The following is a 19,165-nucleotide window of genomic DNA, read 5'->3' as shown; positions in this document are numbered from 1 at the left end:
CTTCGTTCGATTTTGTAACTGTTTAGTGTTTTTGTTGGTTTCTCTTCCTCTGCTCCTGCATACATATCTCCTGTGAAAATATTTGTATCCTGCTGTTTTTAATAAGTTATTACTGTATTTTTATAAACTGGCATTGCATTTGCTCATACGAAGATACCAAGTTCATCTTGGCTGAAAATTCAAAACAACCTGATTATGGAGATATTGGTTATGAGTAAATTTAAAAATCTTTTCGGCGCCGTTCTTTCAACGCTTCTGTTCTCTGGAGCTGTAGTTGCGGATGGTGTTACAAATGACGCAAGCGGAGACATAATGACCGGCCACAGTGCGGATCATAAAGATCCTGCTTTAATGAATCCAAGCAAGGCGCAAGCACCTGACATGGGGCACACGAACGAACAAAACAAGGAAGACATTACGCATCAGATTACTGCCCACAAGGCGGAACTCAGCTCTTCACCCAGCAGCCCGCCCGAAATGGGCCACCAGAATGAACAAAACAAAGAAGACATGATGCATCAGATGACTGAAAACAAGAAGTAATTTGGTTCGTCACGGTAGTCTGGCAACATGGGCAATGCACCCGATGTCATTCACGAAACTACCGATCATAAGTAGGACCCAGGACCTGACAGCCGGTAACGATAGACCACCAGTCGGTGGTTTGTCGTTCCGATGCTGTCGGTCAGCCCGATTATTTTGAGCGCATTTACATATAAAGGATTCTTGACCTATGTGTAGCACATAGGTTTTATCATGTTGAAACATGTCGAGATTCATACAGAACTACTGGCGTAGGTAGCGCAGTTAATTTAATTGTGTGGCGATAATAGTGAGACATATCCGATGACATCGAAAAATTCCGTCCCTGGTGACAAGAACAAGCAAAACCAGTTTCATACCAAGCATATGTGGATGATGGTTCTTTGCTGTGGCATACCAATTGTGGGTCTTCTCGCAATTGCCACGATAGGTATCAGCGCACCTTCGCTTGAAACCTTCCTTTTACTGGTTTGCCCTATTGGTATGGTGGGCATGATGTACATGATGCATCGAGATGGCCATGAAAATAGCCAAAGCCACTCTTGTTGTACAACTGAAAATGAAGAAGCTCAAACATCTGGCGAGGTCAATGGAAGTGCAGATTCTTCTCCTGTCAAATTGCCACAATCAGGATCGTTTAAGGCATAGGGAGGCCACTTTATTATCAAATTATCAATATTCTGCTAACTGCCCATCACTAACCCTGGTAGCTGACCCGTCGCACATCAATGCTGGGCCGCCGCTGACACGGCAGCGGGCGCAGGCTGATCATGCACTGCCATGATCTGCTCTGCAGCCCAGTCCGACCAGTCAGAAACCTTTTCAATCAGTTGGGGCAACTGCAGTTCGTCCAGGCTCTCACCGAATGAAGACAGTTCAGCGCTGATTTTTATCAGCCGTGCGATCGCTTCCTGTTGCACACCATAGTGCTCATTCAGTGCTGGAATCAACTCACGAAATCCACTGACATCCCGGTTACTGTCGACCAGTTCGAGCAGCGCGCGCCCACTGAACAGAAGCTGGTTTGACAGGCATTCACCCGCATCGGCTTGCTTATTCTTAGCTTCGAAAGCAATTGCCAGCTCCCCTTCGTAGCGCGCATCGAGCAGCAGCTTTTCGGCTGGCGGCGCAGTAGCGCCGGCGCACTCGCCCACACCTTGAGACTCCACCTTGAAAAGCGTGCTGTCCCCGTGATCGCGGGTCAGGAAGACAAGCTCTGTCGATCCGACTTGAGTCAGGTGTGCGAGTAATCCATCAAAATATTGCCGCCCTTCACGCCGCACCCAGTCAGAAAAGGTTTCATCCACCTGTCGGTTATCCTGATAGCTGTCGTGCAACAGCTTAACGGCTGTCGGTACCCTTATGGCAGGAATATCCGGCCCATTGATACCGATGCCGCCCCCTTCACTGCCATTGCCGCCCAGCTGCAGGCCATAGCTGGGTACCAGCCTGCCGTGATGGCGACGACCCTTGCCGTAGAGGCCTATGTCGGAGATGGCCGCATTGGCGCAACCGTTCTGACAGCCATTGATACGCACTGTCAGGTCACCCGTTCCGCCGTTGAGACGAGGTGCGATACGACGCGACGCGGTGATACCCAGAGGGCAGGTGGCGGTGCCCGGGCAGGAGACCACCCGATCCCCGCTGCGTGGTAGCGCCAGTCCCATCGCTTCCAAAGCAATGCTTACTGCTCCAAGGCGATCCTTAGGTACATGGAAAAAGGTGATGTTCTGATCCTGCGTCGTACGTATTTCTGTCAATCCCTCGACCTGCATCAACCGCGCAATGCATTGCAATTGGCGAACAGTCAGCTGACCGTTGGGCACCGTCACCGGCAGCGTGTTCAGATTCTTCTGATGCTGGCTGGAAGGAGCACGCAGTTGTGGCTTGAATCTGATCGAGTCTGCTTCAGGATTGCGCCACCGGGTCAATGTGGAATTTGCTGGTGTATACGCACCCAGTGTCCGTTCAAACTCCTTTTCAATCTTTTCCCGAAACAGCGCTTCACCGAAGCGGTCGACCAGGAACTTGATACGTGAACGCATCTTGCGTTTTCGGTCTGAGTATTTGTCGTGCACCGAGAGGACTGCCTCAATGGCGGGAATCAGTTCGGCCTCGTGTACGAACGGCAGTGCAACGATCGCCTCTTTGGGACGGCCGCCAAGACCGCCTCCAACCAGCAGACGGAATCCCGGATGACCGTTTTTCTGGGTCGCAATCACACCGAGATCATGCACCAAACCATTGGCGCAGTCGCTTTCACAACCGGAGAAGCTGAACTTAATCTTGCGCGGCAGTGCTGCAGTCAAAGGATGGCGCACGAAGTGACTGGCTACTCTGTCGATGTAAGGGTTGATATCGACCCGTTCAGCGGGGCAGGCGCCGGAGAGTGGACAGCCGGTGATATTGCGAACCGTGTTGCCTCCCGCTTCGCGGGTGGCGATGCCGTAAGCACCCAGGTGCCGCTGCAGCCGTGCCGTCTTCTCCAGTGGAATGTAGTGGAATTGGATATCTTGGCGTGTAGTGATGTGAACACTATCGGTACCGGAATATCTCCGCACCGCTGATGCAAAACCGCGCAGCTGGTGCGGACTCAGTCGGCCTCCCGGAAGCTTTGCCCGGACCATACACATCCCTTCCTGACGCTGGGCATATACCCCCAGATTGAGGCGAATTCCGACAAATCTGTGTGGATCCAACTCCCCCCTATTGAAGGCCCGTAAGTGTCTTTCATAGTCGTCAAAATCCGCTTCGTCTATGAGTGAGTTCATGGTTGACTCCAAGGTTTCTGGTCCAATCCGGAATGACAGCTTCGGGTTGTCAATAGGGATGCCTTACTGCTTAACGCGAATACATCAACGGAATTTCTTCTTATACTGGAGAACCGTACATATCATGTAAAATGATTATTATTGATAATGATTCATTTTTCTTGATTTTGAATTTCTTGAATTCAGCAACCCAACTTCCGGTGCTGACGAGAGGCTTGATAGTTCGAAGTGGTATAAACAATGATGGGCACGACAGTTCGCACGCAACGACGCTTTTGACACAAATGCTGGCGTTTTCTTACAAATCCAAAGAGGCTATTCCAACTCTCTGAGCAGATCCTGGATATTTTCTGGTTGTCTAATCCTGTTATATACCGATCCATTCCACTTGCGGTAAATATCATCAGACCAAAGTGATTGAAAACCTGCGATAAGAGAATCAATCTCTTCACTGAAAAGTATTTCAGAAAAGGCCGGCATCCTTCCCCCTGTTTTCATACCACCTTCGTGAATGATTCTGCGAAGCAACGAAAGTTCGTGATGCCAAGTATGTCCCGTACCATTTAGGGGAGGCGGAGGGTAGTTGCCATCGGGACCAGGTCGATTCCAAAGCGGAATCGATTCTCCGCTTTTTCCATGACACTCTGCACAGTGTATAGCGAACAGCGCTTTTCCCTGGTCTACCTGGGCCTTGGTATACCAGCGATCGGCCGTGCTGATCCTAATCTCCAACCTTGCGGATGCAGGCAGCAATGAACTGAATAAAAAGAACAGAAGATAGCGGGTTCGTGCATTTCTCATGGCTGGAATCATTCGAGTGGTTTCAGAATAGTTACCAGGCTCTCATTGGGGAGGCCGTCTGCACGAACGATTCAAGGCACAACTTTGTCGATGACTATGTCGACAACCGGCTCCGCTCCCACAGTAACCGCTACAACTTCCCCCCTGAGATCGCCGCTCTGCGCTATTGCACCGCCGGAGCGGGAAACCCGGGCACCCACCACCACCTGCTCGAAATTGGAGATTTTCATCGCCGGCATCATTGCACCGGTATCGTCCAGCGTCAGTTTCAGCGGCAGCTCTTTCACCTGTCGACGTGCCGCAGCCAGCGGCATCTTGGGACCCTGCATGGCCCGGGCGTAGATAAACAGCGCCTCATCGGGACTCACTTGACTACTCAGTTCGGGTGACAGGCTCACCCGGACGGTAACACTTTTGCCCGCTACCGCCACTTTCTCCATGCCGGGTACGGGCGCAACCGCCGTAACTGGCGGAACGCTCATCCCGCCCTTCTCCCTGGCCTGGTTTATCAGCGTTGCAATTCGCATGCTCGCCTGCGGATCGTCCTGCAGTTGCGGCGCCAGCCGTTCCCAGTAGGAGATTGCCAGCGCATAGTTTTCCGCCTGCTCCTCGACCATACCCGCAAGCCACAGGGCGGTGGTATCCTCCGGCACCAGTTCGACCGCCTTGCGGATCAATTCGGCCGGCTTGCCAAGCATATTCCCCTCCTCGCTCATGGCCAGCGCGTCGGCCCAGGCGAGCAACACCGAAGGCTCATCACCCACCAGTTGCTGCACCTTTTCAAATGCCGTGGCCGCAGTGGCAAAATCCTTCAGTGCCATATTGGTGCGCCCAAGCAGGTACCAACCCTGGGCGTCGTCCGGATTCTGCTTGAGGCGTTCCACCAGCGCGCCGATCATCTGCTCCACCGAGGGCAGCTCTCCCCCGCTTGCGAGAGCTTCGGCCAGCGCGGGGTTTCTCGGCTCCACCATGTCCTGTGTTCCCAGATAGGAGTAGAGCCCCAGTGTAAGCACCGGCACGAATACCGCTACTATTCCCAGCGCCAGTCGTCCGCTTTTTTCAGTCTTGGCACTAACCGACTCATCTCCCTTCTGATCGAGATCCTGCAGCAGCGACAACTCCAGCTCGCTTTTTGCCTGTTCGAACTGAGCCTGATCGAGAATATCCTGGTCCCGCTCGGCCTGCAGCTCCGCCAGCCGTTCCCGGGCGATGACCACATTCTGCTGGTCCCGATCAAGTGAATCCGAATGCCTATTGCGCAGCAGCGCCGGCGCAAGCAGTAACAGGGCAGCCACAATCATGGCCGCCGTGATTGTCCAGAAAAGCATCATGTCTTGTAATCGTCGAGAAGTTGCCGGGCGCGTTCGTGATCTTCCGCTGTCAGAGGAGCGCTCTTCTCTGCAGCACGGCGCCGGATGATTAGAAGAAGTACCAATACCGCTGCACCCAGAATAATGAAAGGTCCTACCCAGAGCATTGCGGTCGATCTCTGAAATGGCGGCCGATAGAGCACGAACTCACCGTAACGCTGCACCATGAATGCAATTACCTGTTCATCGGATTCACCACGGCCAATCATCTCATAGGCGATACGCCGCATATCCTGCGCCAACTCCGCATTGGAATCCGCCAGGTTCTGATTCTGGCACACCAGGCAGCGCAGCTCTTCGATCAGCTGCTTGTAGCGCGCCTCCTGTGCAGGGTCGTCGAACTGATAAACCTCAACCCTGGCCATTGCGATCAGTGGAAAGAGCAATATGAATATCCAGAACGGCCGCTTCATCAGCTATTCTCCAACCCCTGTATCAACAGTTTATAACTGAAGGTCTGTCCGACGCCGAGCGAAACTTGAAGACAAGCTTTCATGCAGCGCCCACCGTTGCTTGTTTAGCCGCCACCGCCCGCGCCTTTCGAACAAGCTGAAAGTAGCGTCTGTCGCTGGCCGCCAGAGTGCCTCCTATCGCCATAAAGATGAAACCCAGCCAGATCCAGCGGATGAACGGCTTATGGTAGATGCGCAGGCTCCATGCGCCCTGACTACCTAAGGGTTCTCCCAACGCAACGAACAGATCGCGCGTCAGTCCGGCATCTATACCCGCCTCGGTCATTGGCTGGCCGCTCTGGTAGTTGCGCTTTTGCGGACGCAGCACCGCTACCGGAGCGCCGTCCCGGCTCACTTCGACTACTGCCTCATGCGCTGTATAGTTGGGTCCCCTAACCCGTTCGGCACCCTTGAACAGAAAATCGTAACCCCCCAGGCTGTAGCTCTGACCAGGATCCAGCCGAACGTCCTTCTCGGTGCTGTAGATCGAGGTCAGCGTGATACCGACGATGAAGACCGCCAGACCCATATGGCCGAACATCATGCCCCAGCCGCCGCGCGGCAGGGTAACCAGCATTTGCCAGAAGCTGCGCCGGCCACCGGCACGGTCGACCAGCCAGAGAATCGTCGTGAGCGCAACCCAGATAGCCAGCACCAGGCCAAGCGCGGCACCCCAGTTGAATTACGGTGCCAGCAACAGCGTCAGACCAAAACCCACGGCCAGACTGGCTATTAAAGTAAATGTCAGTTTTCCAGCCAGCCGTGCAGCGGAATCCTCTTTCCAGCGGGTCAATGCACCAACACCGACAAAGATCGCCAGCGGTATGGTCAATGGAATGAAGACGCTGTTGAAATAGGGTGGACCCACCGAAATCTTACCCACACCCAGCGCGTCCAGCACCAGGGGGTAAAGCGTCCCCAGCAGCACACTGGCGCAGGCCACCACCAGAAACACGTTGTTCATCAAAAGCCCGGTCTCACGCGAGATCATACTGAACTTGACACTGCTGCGGATCTGCGAGGCGCGCCAGGAGTAGAGCAGCAGCGAACCGCCGATCACCACACCCAGGAACAACAGGATGAATATGCCGCGGCCGGGATCGGTGGCAAAAGCATGGACAGATGTCAGCACACCGGAGCGGACCAGAAACGTACCCAGCAGACTGAGTGAAAACGCGAATATCGCCAGTAGTACGGTCCACGCCTTGAACGCACCGCGCTTCTCGGTTACCGCAAGTGAGTGAATCAGTGCGGTACCTATCAGCCAGGGCATGAACGAAGCGTTCTCGACCGGGTCCCAAAACCACCAGCCGCCCCAGCCCAGTTCGTAATAAGCCCACCAGCTGCCGAGCATGATTCCCAAGGTCAGAAACACCCATGCAATATTGGTCCACGGCCGCGACCAACGCGCCCAGGCCGCGTCCAGACGCCCGCCCAGCATGGCAGCAATGGCAAATGCAAAAGCTACCGAAAAGCCAACATATCCCATGTACAGCATGGGCGGATGGATCGCCAGCCCCACGTCCTGCAGCAATGGATTGAGATCCCTACCCTCCGCCGGCACATTGATCAACCGATCAAATGGATTAGAAGTCAACAGCATGAACAGTATGAAACCAATGCTCACCATGCCCATTACGCCCACCACTCTGGCCAGCATTGCTGCCGGCACGCTGCGGCTGAACAGCGTAACCGCACCGGTCCACAGCGATAGGATTAAAGCCCAAAGCAGCAGCGATCCCTCATGCGCACCCCAGACGCCGGAAACCAGGTAGAGGGTTGGCAGCGCAGTGTTGGAATTGGTCGCTACATAGCGCACCGAAAAGTCGTTGGTGAGGAAGGCGTAGGTAAGGCAGCCATAGGAGATCAGCATGAACAGCAGCTGAGCACGGGCAACCGGCCGCGCCAGCGCGATCCATGAATGAATCCCACGATGCGCACCGATGACCGGGAACACAGCCTGTATTATGGCCATACCCAACGCCAGGATCAGTGCCACATGTCCGATTTCTGGTATCATATTTTTCGTCCTGTTAACTCATATCAGCAATTCAGATCAAAGATATATCTACTCTATTCCCACTCGTCTCTGCTCCTCGCGTATATAAGCGACAATATGCTCCGTCTCTTCCGGTGTAATCAGCGGGATAGGCTGCATATCGCCATGCCTCCAATGATGAGACTTCACTCCGTCGCGCACCGCGATATGAAAACTAAGATCGGCATGATGATCCGGACGATAAACACGATCAATCAGCGGTGGACCCTGATCAGTTCCCCTTCCCTTTACGCCGTGACATACCATGCAATACTTCTCAAACGGCTCAATGCCTTTTTCTACAATACCCTTAAAACCTGGCGGAGGGAGATGCAATGCCTGTCGTCTGGCTTCCGGTCCGGGCACGTCACAGGCAGTCAGCAATATCGGAATTGTCATGGCAATAACCAAGTTCCTTCTTCCGCTAAACCTGTCTAACGCTCTATCCTGTAAGCTGTGTGCTCGCCTGGTTAAGTAATTGAAGTTTTTTCTGTCGAAGGGATTCATCTCTACTTGCTTTCCAATCTATCTTCAGATGCAATCTGAGCGTTTATCACTGCGACAACAGGCTCGCTATCCCACTGCATTGGCCCCACCTTGACGCCGATTGAATTACCCTTCGTATCAACAAGTATCGTCGTCGGCAGCCCAGGCACTTTCAATGCGTTCTCAGTTTCACCGTTATAATCAATATATGTCTCCAGAGAGTTGATACCGATTTGTTGAAAGAAGTCTTGAACGACAGAGATTCCATTCAGGTCAGTTGAAATTGCAACAACAGCGAAATCTTTCCCGCCCAACCTGGAGCTCAAGCGATCCAGAGACGGCATCTCCTCCCGGCAAGGGGGGCACCAGGTTGCCCAAATATTGACCAGAAGCGTCTTACCGCTGAAGTCTCTCAATGTGTGTTCCACTCCCGAACTGTCGATAAAACGAAATTCAGGTAGCGGGCGCGGAGGGCTTATCCTGCGCAACGGGCCAATATTTTCGATTGCGATTTCCGTCTCTTTTACTTCACCGGATTCTTGAGCGTCCGAAAACTGATACCAGATCATTGTCCCTGCTAAAAGGGATGCTACGGCTATAATCAGCGGTAGTAACACTCTGTTCATTGATGGCATATCACACTCATGTGGTCATCCGAGCATTCCTGAATCTATTCAATTAGAGCCCATCTTTACTTAGTGTCTTTCATAGATGGCGTTCTTCTTCCCTTTTGCAAAAGCAATAACTTCATACAGGTCCTCATTCTTGCTCTCCATCCCCGGAGACCCGGCTGGCATGCCCGGTACCGCAAGCCCGTCTACTGCTGGACGTTCTTTCAGTAGCCGCCTTATATCCTCAGCAGGAATGTGTCCTTCCAACACATAATCTTCGACTACCGCGGTGTGACAAGACCTCAGCTTGTAGTCCACTCCATACTCCTGTTTGATCTGATTCATGTCCTGTCGATTGTGGGTTATCACTTTGAATCCTTTTTCCTTCATGTGGTCAATCCATTTCCCACAACAGCCACAGGTCGGCGATTTGTATACTGTAACTTCAGGAAAACCAGCCTGGTTTTCCTTTGGCAACCAAACAAGCACGCCGATCAAAACAATTGATACTGTTCCAATAATCACCTTTTGTGACTGACCAAACAGATTTCTTCTGGTGCCTTGCTGATTGGTGGGGCTCGATCTCCTGATTCTCTTTGATTTACTCATCATCTTTCTCCGAATATCTTGCGACAGATTCTAATGGTCACCGCCTCTGACTGAATGCAGAACCCGTCCTTTAAGATTACTGTAGCAAGCACTCCTGTTACTGATGGATTGATGCCAGTATCATACTGTGCAACAGCTCATCTTAACTTGCAGTACAATCAGACCACCTCAAACCAGGTCACCATTCCACCAGCCTGATGCTCGATCATATGACAGTGAATCAGCCATTTACCTGGATTATCTGCAACAAATCCGAATCGTTTTTTACCATTTGGATTTAGCAGAAAGGTATCACGCCACACAACATCAAAACCTTCTCCTTCGTCGATATTGATAAAATGATGTCCATGGATGTGCATAGCGTGTGGCCAGCGGTTCTTATTGTCCATCTGAATGACAACGGTCTCTCCCCGTTCCACGCTGAACAGCGGTTCATCCGAAAGACCGGCTATTCCATTTATTGCCCAGATCTTCTTCTCTTTGACCAGTTCTTGGATTGGCAGTTTTCTGCCGTTAAATACCGCCTCTCTCATTCTACCCATTGCACCGCCTTCGATTGATAGGTCGACGGTTCTGGCATTCGCCATATCGAGCGTTGTGGAAAGTGGATTCTTCGTTAGCTGAATATTGGTATCGAGCGGTACTTCACGTACCACCTTGTACAAATCACAAACAAGACTCGCTGCTACCATTGCCTCTTCACCGAGGTAGAATTCCATAGCCATGCGTTCGCCCGGACTCATAGTCATATCGAGTATCAGGTCTATTCGCTGTCCGGGTGCCAGGGTGAGTGCACTGTTTTCCAACGGAGCAGGCACAATGGGCTGACCGTCGATGGCAATGGCTTGGGGTGATACCTGAGTAAAGCGTAGATTCATCGTCCTGGCATTCGCCACGTTGACCAGGCGCAGGCGTATTCGCTCACCTCTGAATACAGGAAATTCCGGCTGACTTTTACCATTTACCGTAAGTAGATTTCCCACCCGGCCACCGTGGGCCCAGTCATGCAGGGCACCAAGGCTGGACTCATCAATATTCCCATCTCTATCGATCAACCAGTCGTCGATCACCCAGACCAGATCCTGGTCAACGACTATAGGCTCCTTCTCCTCGACAATCAGGACGCCGTGAAGTCCCCTTGCCATCTGTTCCCAGGAGCGGTTGTGAGTGTGATACCAGAAAGTCCCTGCGTCGGGAGGAGTAAACTCGTATAGAAACTCTGTACCCGGTTCAATCACCGATTGGGTTATACCGGGAACGCCATCCATCCGGTTTTCTATTCTCAATCCATGCCAATGTATCGATGTCGGCTGTATCAATTTGTTGCTAAAAGGAATCTGCAGTGTCTCGCCCTGTTTGATTCTGATCACTGGCCCCGGCGTTTGCCGGTTGTACTGCCAGACTGCGGTTTGTACATCTTCATCCGGAACCAGATTGCTAAAGCCTTCGCCCGCCTGGAGGAGATATCTCTTTTTCTGTTCGGTACCAACCGCAAGTGCCGGAGTCACCAACCATGCCAGTCCTGCACCTGTTCTGTATAAAAAGTCACGCCTGTTCATTGTGTAATTTTTTCACTCAACTTTAGTCTCCGGTCGCAGCCGTTTCCTGCTTTCGAAGATTTTCGATAATGGGCTGAAGGGTATCCAGGTATATCTTCTCGTTAATGGGACCGATATGTTTGTATTGGATAACACCTTGGCTATCGACGACAAAGGTTTCCGGTACCCCATAGACTCCCCAGTCAAGCCCTACCATTCCATCGATATCCGCGCCTGTGCGCGTATATGGATCACCCAACTCATCCAGCCAGGCGGCGGCATCATCTGGTTTGTCTTTGTAGTTCAGTCCATGAATGGAAACGCTTCCTTTCCGGCTCAAAGCCATTAGTATTGGATGCTCCTGCCGGCAAGCTGTGCACCAGGAGGCAAAAACATTTACCAATGAAACTTCACCTTTGAGGCTCTCCGCAGAAAGACCGGCTGACCGGCCCTTCACCGGTGGCAGATTGAACTCGGGTACAGCTTTACCTATAAGTGGTGACGGGACCAGGCGCGGATCCATAGTCAGTCCAATCGCCAAAAAAATGGAAATCAAGACAAAAACCAGAAATGGTACCAGTGTCCCCCACCGTAGACAGCGGGGTTTCTCAACAGCCAAGTCATTTGCCATGTGCTATTCCCTACTTGTCAGCATGTTTGCGGGATAAGGCATTCACCGCTTCCTGAAGCCTTGCAAGCGGTAATGCACCTGCCATTGCCACCGCATCACCGCTGCTGTTGTGCAAAAAGATATTTCCGGGTGTGCCGCTTACTCCCGATGCAACACCGTTCTCATAGTCTGCCTTAACTTTTGACGCCATCTCTCCATCGTCGAGGCATTGTTTAAATGGATCACTCTCCAAACCGATCTCCTCGGCTAATGGGACAAGTTTGGAAATCGGAAAACCATTGCCGTTGGATGTCGTGCGGTCATAGATGAGTTCCGAATATCGCCAAAAAGCTTCATCTCCTCCCAGCTTGCCTGCACACTCCGAAGCCTCCGCCTGCTTTTGTGCGCCAGGATTGTGGAATGCGAGGGGGAAATGACGGTATACCCAGTTAACCGCCCCATCACTCTGGTCCACAAGCTGTTTTGCGGTCGGATGGAAACGCTTGCAGAACGGACATTCGAAATCCGAGTATTCGACTAATGTGATCTCTGCTTTTGGATTCCCGTAGATATGATCCTCATTCGATACGGGGCGTACATTTTTGGCTTGTTCCGCGCTGCTGCGCTGTTGATTGGAACGCGCCAGCGCACGTTGCTTCTCCACGAAAGAAATTATGCTCCGCTCGATAGCTGCGTCGAGTGCACCCTCTTTATCTATCAGGCGCTGCAGCTCTTTCCGTACTTCCTGTTTAATCAGTTCTTTGTCTATCTCCTGTGTATCAGCGTTTACGACTGATGTTACTGACATCAATATGACTAAAGAGAGCCAACATAATGATGAATCCCAGCCGCGTGAAATAGTTTTTTCCAGCATGATGTTTTTCCTTTACTTTCCAATCGGTCAAATAGAACAAAGGTGTTTTATTTGTAAATAGATCGAGAAACACCTGGTTGTCTTACAATCTCCTGAACTCAAAATTAATGCTATTCCAACTCTTTTTTCTGTTGCACTGATTCATTCTGTTCGACCTCTTCTCTAACGCGGTTCGCACTTCTTACAAACTCATTTATATTATTTTTCTTCAGATCCGGCCGCTTGCTTCGCAGCATCACCGAAACCAACCAGATAAGCCCACCAATGAGAAACAGCCAGATCACCCACCTGATCACATCACCCAACATCCCTCTCAGCCAGTTTGTAGTAATACTCACCTTCTGGCCGGCATCATCGGCCGATCCAGCGACTGCGGAAAAGAATCCACTGCTTTCTGAGGTTTCTGGAGATTGCAGGTATTCTGAAATGGACAAAAGATCTTTATCGCTCAGCTTCGATGTGGAATTTTCGACGACATGGCCCATGGAACCGCCAATAAAATCTCCATCGGGAAGCATTCCCGTCTGCAGCGCAAAGACGATCTCATCCCCAGTCCACTGTTTGAATGACTCTCCCTTTTGCGGATTGATCGATGGCACCGATTCTCCGTCGGGTCCGTCCGGCGTACCCGCCAGTAATTCATCACGCTTTAAACCACCGAAGATATTTCTGGGCGTATGACACTCTGCACAATGTCCGGGACCATTGACGATATAAGCACCCCTGTTCCAGGATTCGGTATTCGTTGCAATTGGCTGAAACGGCTCTTGTTCGAAAAACAGGGTCTTCCAGATTCCCATCAACCAACGCTGATTGAACGGAAACGACAGCTCATGGGTCTTTGTAGCGCGACTCACCGGTTTCAATGAATAGAGATAGGCCTTCAGATCGAGAAGATCCCGGTCAGTCATCTTTGTATAAGAAGTGTATGGAAAACTGGGGAAATAGTGCTCCCCGTCCGGTGACAGACCCTCCCGCATGGCATCCAGAAACTGTTGATCACTCCAGCCCCCGATCCCTGTCTCACTATCAGGGGTAATATTTGGAGTGAAGAAGGTACCGAAAGGGGTCTCCAATGCCACCCCCCCTGACGGACCGGATTGCTTGTTTGTACTGTCCACATGACAGGATTCACAACCGCCCATTGCGTAAATATATTCACCCCGTTTTACTGACGGGGCTTCTGCAGTTTTCGCCAATGCGGGGAATGCAATAACGACCGACAGTACTAATAGCATTACCCCAGTGTTTATTTTCATCATCCTGTACATATACTTGTCGTCCGCTACTCTTCCTGCTTCTTCCGAAAATCTGTATGACAGGCAGAACATGTTTTTCCCAACTTGGTAAACTGGACCACTATCGATCGCCGATCTTCTTCTATGGCCAGGTCACTCAGTTTGCCGGCTTCCAAGATCATTTTTTCGGTTAGCTCATCGAATCGTCCCCGCTCTTCCCAGATTCTGGGAAGCGCTTCAGATGGATTATGGGAACTCCCCTCCGGAAACAGATGGGTAATTTCTGGTGCTGCCTGTTTAATTTCCTGTGCACTAACAGCTATCGAAGCAGCATCAAAGGTCTCTTTCCCCTTCACCATGGCACCCATCTTTTTCATCTGATCGCCCATGGATTTCATCAACTCCATGCGCTCTTTGACTACGCCTGTAGCTCCACCGTGCGCACTCGCCTCGCCAAGCAGAAAAAGACCAAACAGCAGCAGTACAAACAGCACGAAAAGGGTCGCTCTATTTTTTTTCAACATCATTTTTCAATTGTCCTTTGTTAGATTGATATGGCCATCTTTAGTGATGGGGCTGCGTCATCCCTTCTTATTGCTCAGCGAAGCCGCCTCCCGCTGCATCCAGGCGCCATAGATCTGATCGGGCCACTTAGACTGAAACCAGGCAATAGCGGCGATCATTTCATCGTCTGAAAGTTTTTCTCCCCAGGGAGGCATATTGCCCTGTCCTCCCGGACTTCCGTTTTTTACAACGTGAAGCAACATCTTCAGCGGGTGGTGCCAGGCGTGACCGGTGCCGTTGAGAGGCGGGGCCGGGTATTTCCCATCGGGTCCTACTTTTTTCCAGTCGGGGCCACCCTCCCCCAGCTTGCCATGGCAAGATGCACAGTTTTCCTGGTAGACCTTGCCTCCCTGGTTCACATGCTGGAAAGCGTACCAACGCTTGAGTGGCTCTACAGCAGCCAGCGTTTCAATAACAGGAGAAGTGGAGACAACAGCCGACACTGCCGTTTCGGGCAAAGAGGATGCTGTGTTTTTTGGTGGTGACTGCTCAGAAGAACAGGCGACAAGCACGACGGGCAACAGCCCAATAGCAAAAATTTTGAGTTTCAAGGATGGGTTCTCCTAACCCGGGGCCAGCGGCCCAAAAATACCTATTTGCAGAGGTGCAACAGACCCTGCAATTTGAATAGGGTTGGTTAGGAGAGATTTATTGGTGGCCGGAATTCAGCAGAGACTATTGGTTCTGGCAGCCATTGCGACCAAGCCATATCGTAACTATGTGAAGGGGTAAAGTGCAGATTGAAGACGCTTGTCAGGATGAGCTGGGCACCTGAACATTGATCACCACAACAATCATCAACTAATGACCCGTCTGGTGAATAACCATCACAACTATCAGATGCATGCCTGTTCTCATCAAGATTACAATCATGCATGTCGTGGTGACTCGAATTTGGTTCTCCCGCCGTTATATGAGCATCAACTCCAACCGCATGTCCAAAGCGGAGTGGTAGCAGTGCGATCGCGAGGACGATCAGCAAAACCATAATTATTTTCGAGTTATTGTGCATTTCGAATTAAATGTTGATGCTTTTACGTCTCACTGTCAACAAACAGCCAGATTGACATTAAATCTTCAATGGATCAGCTTTTTGTCTGCTATAGATTTTAGTGACCATCAGCATACGGGAAAGTTTCGTGAAAATATTAATAGGATCAGAAATCTTTCTACCAGCTTTATACAGCCAGATATCGAAGAGCCGTTCTCCTGTTGTCTCGAATATTACCTGGATGGTAACCAGCAATTAAGATGTCATTGTCGGTTTCCCAGGAATCTGTGCCATGATGAACCATATGAATCCACTGCACGATGCCGCTTTCCGCAAGCTGTTCGCAGCCCAGGTGATTGCCCTGGTCGGCACCGGCTTGAGCACGGTTGCATTGACGCTGCTGGCGTATGATATGGCCGGTGGGAATGCCGCCTCGGTGCTGGGCACCGCGCTGGCATTCAAGATGGTGGCCTACGTGGTATTTGCCCCCATCGTGGGCGGTCTGGCGCACCGCTTTCTGCGGAAACCTTTTCTGATTGCCATGGACCTGGTGCGTGCGGGCATCATTCTGGCGATCCCATTCGTGACGGAAGTCTGGCAGATATATCTGCTTATTTTTCTGCTGAGTCTCTTCTCGGCAGGTTTCAAGCCCGTATTCACCGCCACCATTCCCGACATCCTCCCGGATGAACGCCAGTATACGCGCGCCCTCTCGATGTCCCGCCTGGCTTACGACCTGGAAAACCTTCTGAGCCCCGCGCTGGCCGGGCTTGCGTTGCTGTTTATTACCTATACCGGCCTGTTCATTGCCAACTCGTTCGCCTTCCTGATCTCTGCCGTGCTGATCATCTTCACGGTGCTGCCACCAAACCAAGAGGTCTACAGGCAGGGATCCGTGTGGGACGAAATCAGTTTCGGCATCCGCTCCTACCTGAAGACCCCGCGGCTGCGCGGCCTGCTGGCCCTCTACCTGGGAGTCGCCAGCGCCAGTGCCATGATTATCGTCAATACAGTTATTTATATCCGTGAGACCCTGGGGGGCAGTGAGAGCGATGTTGCCATGGCGCTGGGTGCATCGGGACTTGGTTCCATGATCGCTGCGATCACTCTTCCGAAAGTACTTGATCGTGTTCCGGACCGACCCGTTATGTTACTTGGAGCCGTGTTGATGGCGCTGGGTGTTGGACTTATCTCCACCGGACCGTCATTCTCCAGCGTACTGCCCATCTGGTTTCTAATCGGAGTGGGGTGGTCATTGGTGCAGACACCGGCGGGCCGGGTGGTAAACCGCTCTTCGTCTCCGGCGGACCGGTCCGCCTATTTTTCCGCCCAGTTCGCCCTCTCCCATGCCTGCTGGCTCCTCTTCTACCTGGTGGCCGGACTGTTTGGGACACGCTTCGGTGTGGAGACGACAGCGCTGGTGCTGGCTGCCTGTATTCTAGTGTTTGCGACCCTGGCCGCCCGGTTATGGCCGAAGCATGATGAAGTGATCCTGTTGCACACACACGCGGAGAAAAACCACCAGCACAAACACACCCACGATTCCCATCACGCGCATGACCATGAGGATTGGGAAGGACCCGAACCCCATAGCCACCCCCATCGTCACCGGCCGGTGAGGCATGCCCATGCCTATGTCATCGACGATCACCATACAGTATGGCCCCAAGCTTCATCGCCTTAAGGTAGTGTCCGTCCGGAAACACATGTTTTTTTGAAACTCGTCATACCGGCGGAGGCCGGGATCCAGGGAATTCAACAAGTTGCTGGGTTCCGGCATTCTCCGGAACGACGGAAATTATAGTTTCTGGACGAAGACTATCTATATTCCTGCAAACCGTCGGCCAATGCTTGGGGTGTAATACCGTTTGCAAACTTGGTGATGAATCGGCCGTCAGGTCCAATCAGAAACAGGCTGGCGGAGTGATCCATTGTATAGAGCATCGGATCGCCACCCTCTTCCATCACCTTTTCGTACCTGACCTTATATTGCTTGGCAACCCTTTCAATCATACTGATACTACCTGTTAAACCAACCATGTTCTGGCCAAAATAGTTTACATACTCACGCAGCTTTTCCGCCTTGTCACGTTCAGGATCAACGGAAATGAACCAAGGTACAAATCGATTTCCCTCATCGCCTAGAACTTTCAGAGCCCGAGCTAAAACTTGAAGCGATATGGGACAGATGTCCGGACAGTATGTGTAGCCAAAAAAGAGAATATGGTAGTTGCCCAGCAGATCCTTGTCGGTGACAAGTCTGCCAAAATGATCGGTAAGCATGAAGGGCCCACCTATCGTTTCACCGGGTGCCGTCCCGCCACTGTCAAGATAGACGTTTTTCGGCTGGCCCTTTCGTCCCAGGCATGTGTTGATCACCCCGGTATTGTAATCCATCATCTGTGCATAGAGCTCAGGTCCCGGCTGGAAGCGCCTTCCAAAGCTGTCCAATTCTCCGATATTGACCGACAATCCATTCGTTAAAAGGGAGAGGTGGTTTGCCGGCATTCCTGCTTCCGTGAGTACGCATTGGACGCTGCCGTTGCTGATGTTACTGCGCGCTTGCAACAGTTTCTCTGCTGGCACCGGTGCGGGCGGCAGCTGGGACAACACATCCCCCAGGCGCATCGCATAAGCCTGGGAGAAATATTGCAGGCTGTCGTAATAGAGCAGCACGACCCCCTGGCTCAAGCCACGGTAGCCGTATTCGTAGCGGCGGTCTATCTCCGCCAGCTTCGCGTTCAGTTCGCGCCGGTTGCGTTGATAGAGATGGGCCCTTGCCGGATTTGCATCCATTAGCATCCGGGCAAGCTCGTCTGTCAGTATGAGGATATTACGGCTGTCCATCCAGAAAAACGGATCACGTGCATTTTCCTTGCAACAGTGCGGAAGAATCTTCAGGGCAGTCTGGTCGAGCAGTTCCACTACTTTGGTTTTACCGCTTAGTTCTTCAACCGCCTCAATCATGAAAGCCTCAAGTTCTGGTCCAGTCCAGACCAGCATATCCGCATCCACTATCTGCTTTTTCTGCGAATCGGTCAGCTGATGCTCGAAAGGTGATCCGCTCCCGGAAACCAACAATATCGGTTCATCTCCTCCTTTCATCAGCGAGGCCAAAATCGAATGCACAGGTTTGATGCTGACCACAACTTTGAATGTGCGCTCTTCCGCCTGACTGGAAATTGGAATCATCAGCACAAGCAGCATCAGACGGCATATCGAGTAGCGTCTAATCACCAACATGAATTGTCCGAATTGTTTGAATTGTTTGAAACAGAAAACTGAATAACGTGAATCAGAAAAAACCACCTCAGAATGCCTCTTCCAACGCTTTGATCGCGGAATCCACATTGTGGCTAAATTTCAATCTGTCGGGACAACTCTGATTATCGCTGATAAATTTCATGAACGAAGAATTGGTCTGCTCATCAAATGCAAGCCCCAGCTCTCTCCGCTTGGGAAGCGTTTTGATCAACACCTCCTTCATACGCCGGGTCTCGTCCAGAAACCGGCAATGGAGGGCTACTCCGTTCAAATGGCCAAGACTCTTTATCTTGTCGAACTGCGCCTCGGTAACAGCTGCGGCAGGCAGCGAAAACAACGCTGCAACCGAAATAATTCCGAATAAAACTCTCATCATTGATTTACTTGCTCTGTCCAGGTTCATGA

The 19,165-nt window shown here is 51.6% G+C and carries 18 protein-coding genes and 1 pseudogene; 3 read left to right on the top strand and 16 right to left on the bottom strand.

What is annotated here, in order from left to right:
- Positions 1 to 210: 210 nt before the first annotated feature.
- Entirely contained in the window at positions 211 to 543 is a 333-nt protein-coding gene (locus tag A3GO_RS0101280; RefSeq protein WP_157606662.1) for a hypothetical protein, read from the top strand.
- Between the two features lie 303 nt (positions 544 to 846).
- The gene (locus A3GO_RS26425) at positions 847 to 1,191 is read left to right on the top strand and encodes a hypothetical protein (RefSeq protein ID WP_211245077.1); all 345 of its coding nucleotides are present in this window, start codon (positions 847 to 849) and stop codon (positions 1,189 to 1,191) included.
- 77 nt (positions 1,192 to 1,268) lie between these two features.
- Here A3GO_RS26425 and A3GO_RS22065 read toward each other — a convergent pair whose 3' ends face one another.
- The 14 genes and pseudogenes from A3GO_RS22065 to A3GO_RS22025 form a co-directional block, all read right to left on the bottom strand.
- The gene (locus tag A3GO_RS22065; RefSeq protein ID WP_051301716.1) at positions 1,269 to 3,314 is read right to left on the bottom strand and encodes a nitrite/sulfite reductase; all 2,046 of its coding nucleotides are present in this window, start codon (positions 3,312 to 3,314) and stop codon (positions 1,269 to 1,271) included.
- Positions 3,315 to 3,629: 315 nt separating this feature from the next.
- Positions 3,630 to 4,115: a c-type cytochrome gene (locus A3GO_RS25610; protein WP_169720346.1), complete on the bottom strand. Its 486-nt coding sequence runs from the start codon at positions 4,113 to 4,115 to the stop codon at positions 3,630 to 3,632.
- Positions 4,116 to 4,186: 71 nt separating this feature from the next.
- A complete protein-coding gene (gene ccmI / locus A3GO_RS22060) occupies positions 4,187 to 5,446 on the bottom strand; it encodes a c-type cytochrome biogenesis protein CcmI (RefSeq protein WP_051301715.1) in 1,260 nt (419 codons plus the stop codon).
- Positions 5,443 to 5,898 carry a cytochrome c-type biogenesis protein gene (locus tag A3GO_RS0101265; RefSeq protein ID WP_029131852.1) on the bottom strand — a complete coding sequence of 152 codons (456 nt, stop codon included), beginning with the start codon at positions 5,896 to 5,898 and terminating at the stop codon, positions 5,443 to 5,445. The genes ccmI and A3GO_RS0101265 overlap by 4 nt, the downstream gene beginning before the upstream one ends.
- 79 nt (positions 5,899 to 5,977) lie before the next feature.
- Positions 5,978 to 7,957 (bottom strand): annotated as a pseudogene (locus tag A3GO_RS22055) (heme lyase CcmF/NrfE family subunit).
- A gap of 48 nt (positions 7,958 to 8,005) precedes the next feature.
- Entirely contained in the window at positions 8,006 to 8,374 is a 369-nt protein-coding gene (locus A3GO_RS22050; RefSeq protein WP_037374497.1) for a c-type cytochrome, read from the bottom strand.
- Positions 8,375 to 8,484: 110 nt separating this feature from the next.
- Complete coding sequence (locus A3GO_RS22045) at positions 8,485 to 9,030, bottom strand: TlpA family protein disulfide reductase (RefSeq protein ID WP_084609662.1); 546 nt, start codon at positions 9,028 to 9,030, stop codon at positions 8,485 to 8,487.
- 126 nt (positions 9,031 to 9,156) lie between these two features.
- On the bottom strand, positions 9,157 to 9,681 hold the full coding sequence (locus A3GO_RS0101245) for a DUF411 domain-containing protein (RefSeq protein ID WP_084609640.1): 525 nt from the start codon (positions 9,679 to 9,681) through the stop codon (positions 9,157 to 9,159).
- Between the two features lie 158 nt (positions 9,682 to 9,839).
- Positions 9,840 to 11,240, bottom strand: coding sequence for a multicopper oxidase family protein (locus A3GO_RS0101240; protein ID WP_029131848.1), 1,401 nt, complete (start codon positions 11,238 to 11,240; stop codon positions 9,840 to 9,842).
- Positions 11,241 to 11,262: 22 nt separating this feature from the next.
- Complete coding sequence (locus tag A3GO_RS0101235; protein ID WP_037374384.1) at positions 11,263 to 11,850, bottom strand: DsbE family thiol:disulfide interchange protein; 588 nt, start codon at positions 11,848 to 11,850, stop codon at positions 11,263 to 11,265.
- 10 nt (positions 11,851 to 11,860) lie between these two features.
- Positions 11,861 to 12,703, bottom strand: a complete 843-nt coding sequence (locus tag A3GO_RS22040) for a DsbA family protein (protein ID WP_245621636.1) — start codon at positions 12,701 to 12,703, stop codon at positions 11,861 to 11,863.
- Positions 12,704 to 12,813: 110 nt separating this feature from the next.
- Positions 12,814 to 14,034 (bottom strand): c-type cytochrome, encoded by a 1,221-nt coding sequence (locus A3GO_RS22035; RefSeq protein WP_157606661.1) that lies wholly within the window; start codon positions 14,032 to 14,034, stop codon positions 12,814 to 12,816.
- The gene (locus A3GO_RS25110) at positions 13,989 to 14,468 is read right to left on the bottom strand and encodes a c-type cytochrome (protein WP_051301711.1); all 480 of its coding nucleotides are present in this window, start codon (positions 14,466 to 14,468) and stop codon (positions 13,989 to 13,991) included. Before A3GO_RS25110 ends, A3GO_RS22035 begins: the two co-directional genes overlap by 46 nt.
- 54 nt (positions 14,469 to 14,522) lie before the next feature.
- A complete protein-coding gene (locus A3GO_RS22025) occupies positions 14,523 to 15,056 on the bottom strand; it encodes a c-type cytochrome (protein ID WP_084609638.1) in 534 nt (177 codons plus the stop codon).
- 732 nt (positions 15,057 to 15,788) lie between these two features.
- Between A3GO_RS22025 and A3GO_RS0101210 the strand changes: the two genes are divergently transcribed.
- Positions 15,789 to 17,180, top strand: coding sequence for an MFS transporter (locus A3GO_RS0101210; protein ID WP_335339994.1), 1,392 nt, complete (start codon positions 15,789 to 15,791; stop codon positions 17,178 to 17,180).
- A gap of 134 nt (positions 17,181 to 17,314) precedes the next feature.
- Here the strand turns inward: A3GO_RS0101210 and A3GO_RS25105 are convergent, their stop codons facing one another.
- Positions 17,315 to 18,739: a metal ABC transporter solute-binding protein, Zn/Mn family gene (locus A3GO_RS25105; RefSeq protein WP_169720345.1), complete on the bottom strand. Its 1,425-nt coding sequence runs from the start codon at positions 18,737 to 18,739 to the stop codon at positions 17,315 to 17,317.
- Between the two features lie 67 nt (positions 18,740 to 18,806).
- Positions 18,807 to 19,163 carry a hypothetical protein gene (locus A3GO_RS0101200; protein WP_157606660.1) on the bottom strand — a complete coding sequence of 119 codons (357 nt, stop codon included), beginning with the start codon at positions 19,161 to 19,163 and terminating at the stop codon, positions 18,807 to 18,809.
- Between the last annotated feature and the right edge of the window lie 2 nt (positions 19,164 to 19,165).

The organism is Sedimenticola selenatireducens DSM 17993 (assembly GCF_000428045.1).
Lineage (GTDB): Bacteria > Pseudomonadota > Gammaproteobacteria > Chromatiales > Chromatiaceae > Sedimenticola > Sedimenticola selenatireducens.
The sequence above is the reverse complement of the archived record's forward strand: the minus strand, read 5'-3'. Positions and strand labels throughout refer to the sequence as shown.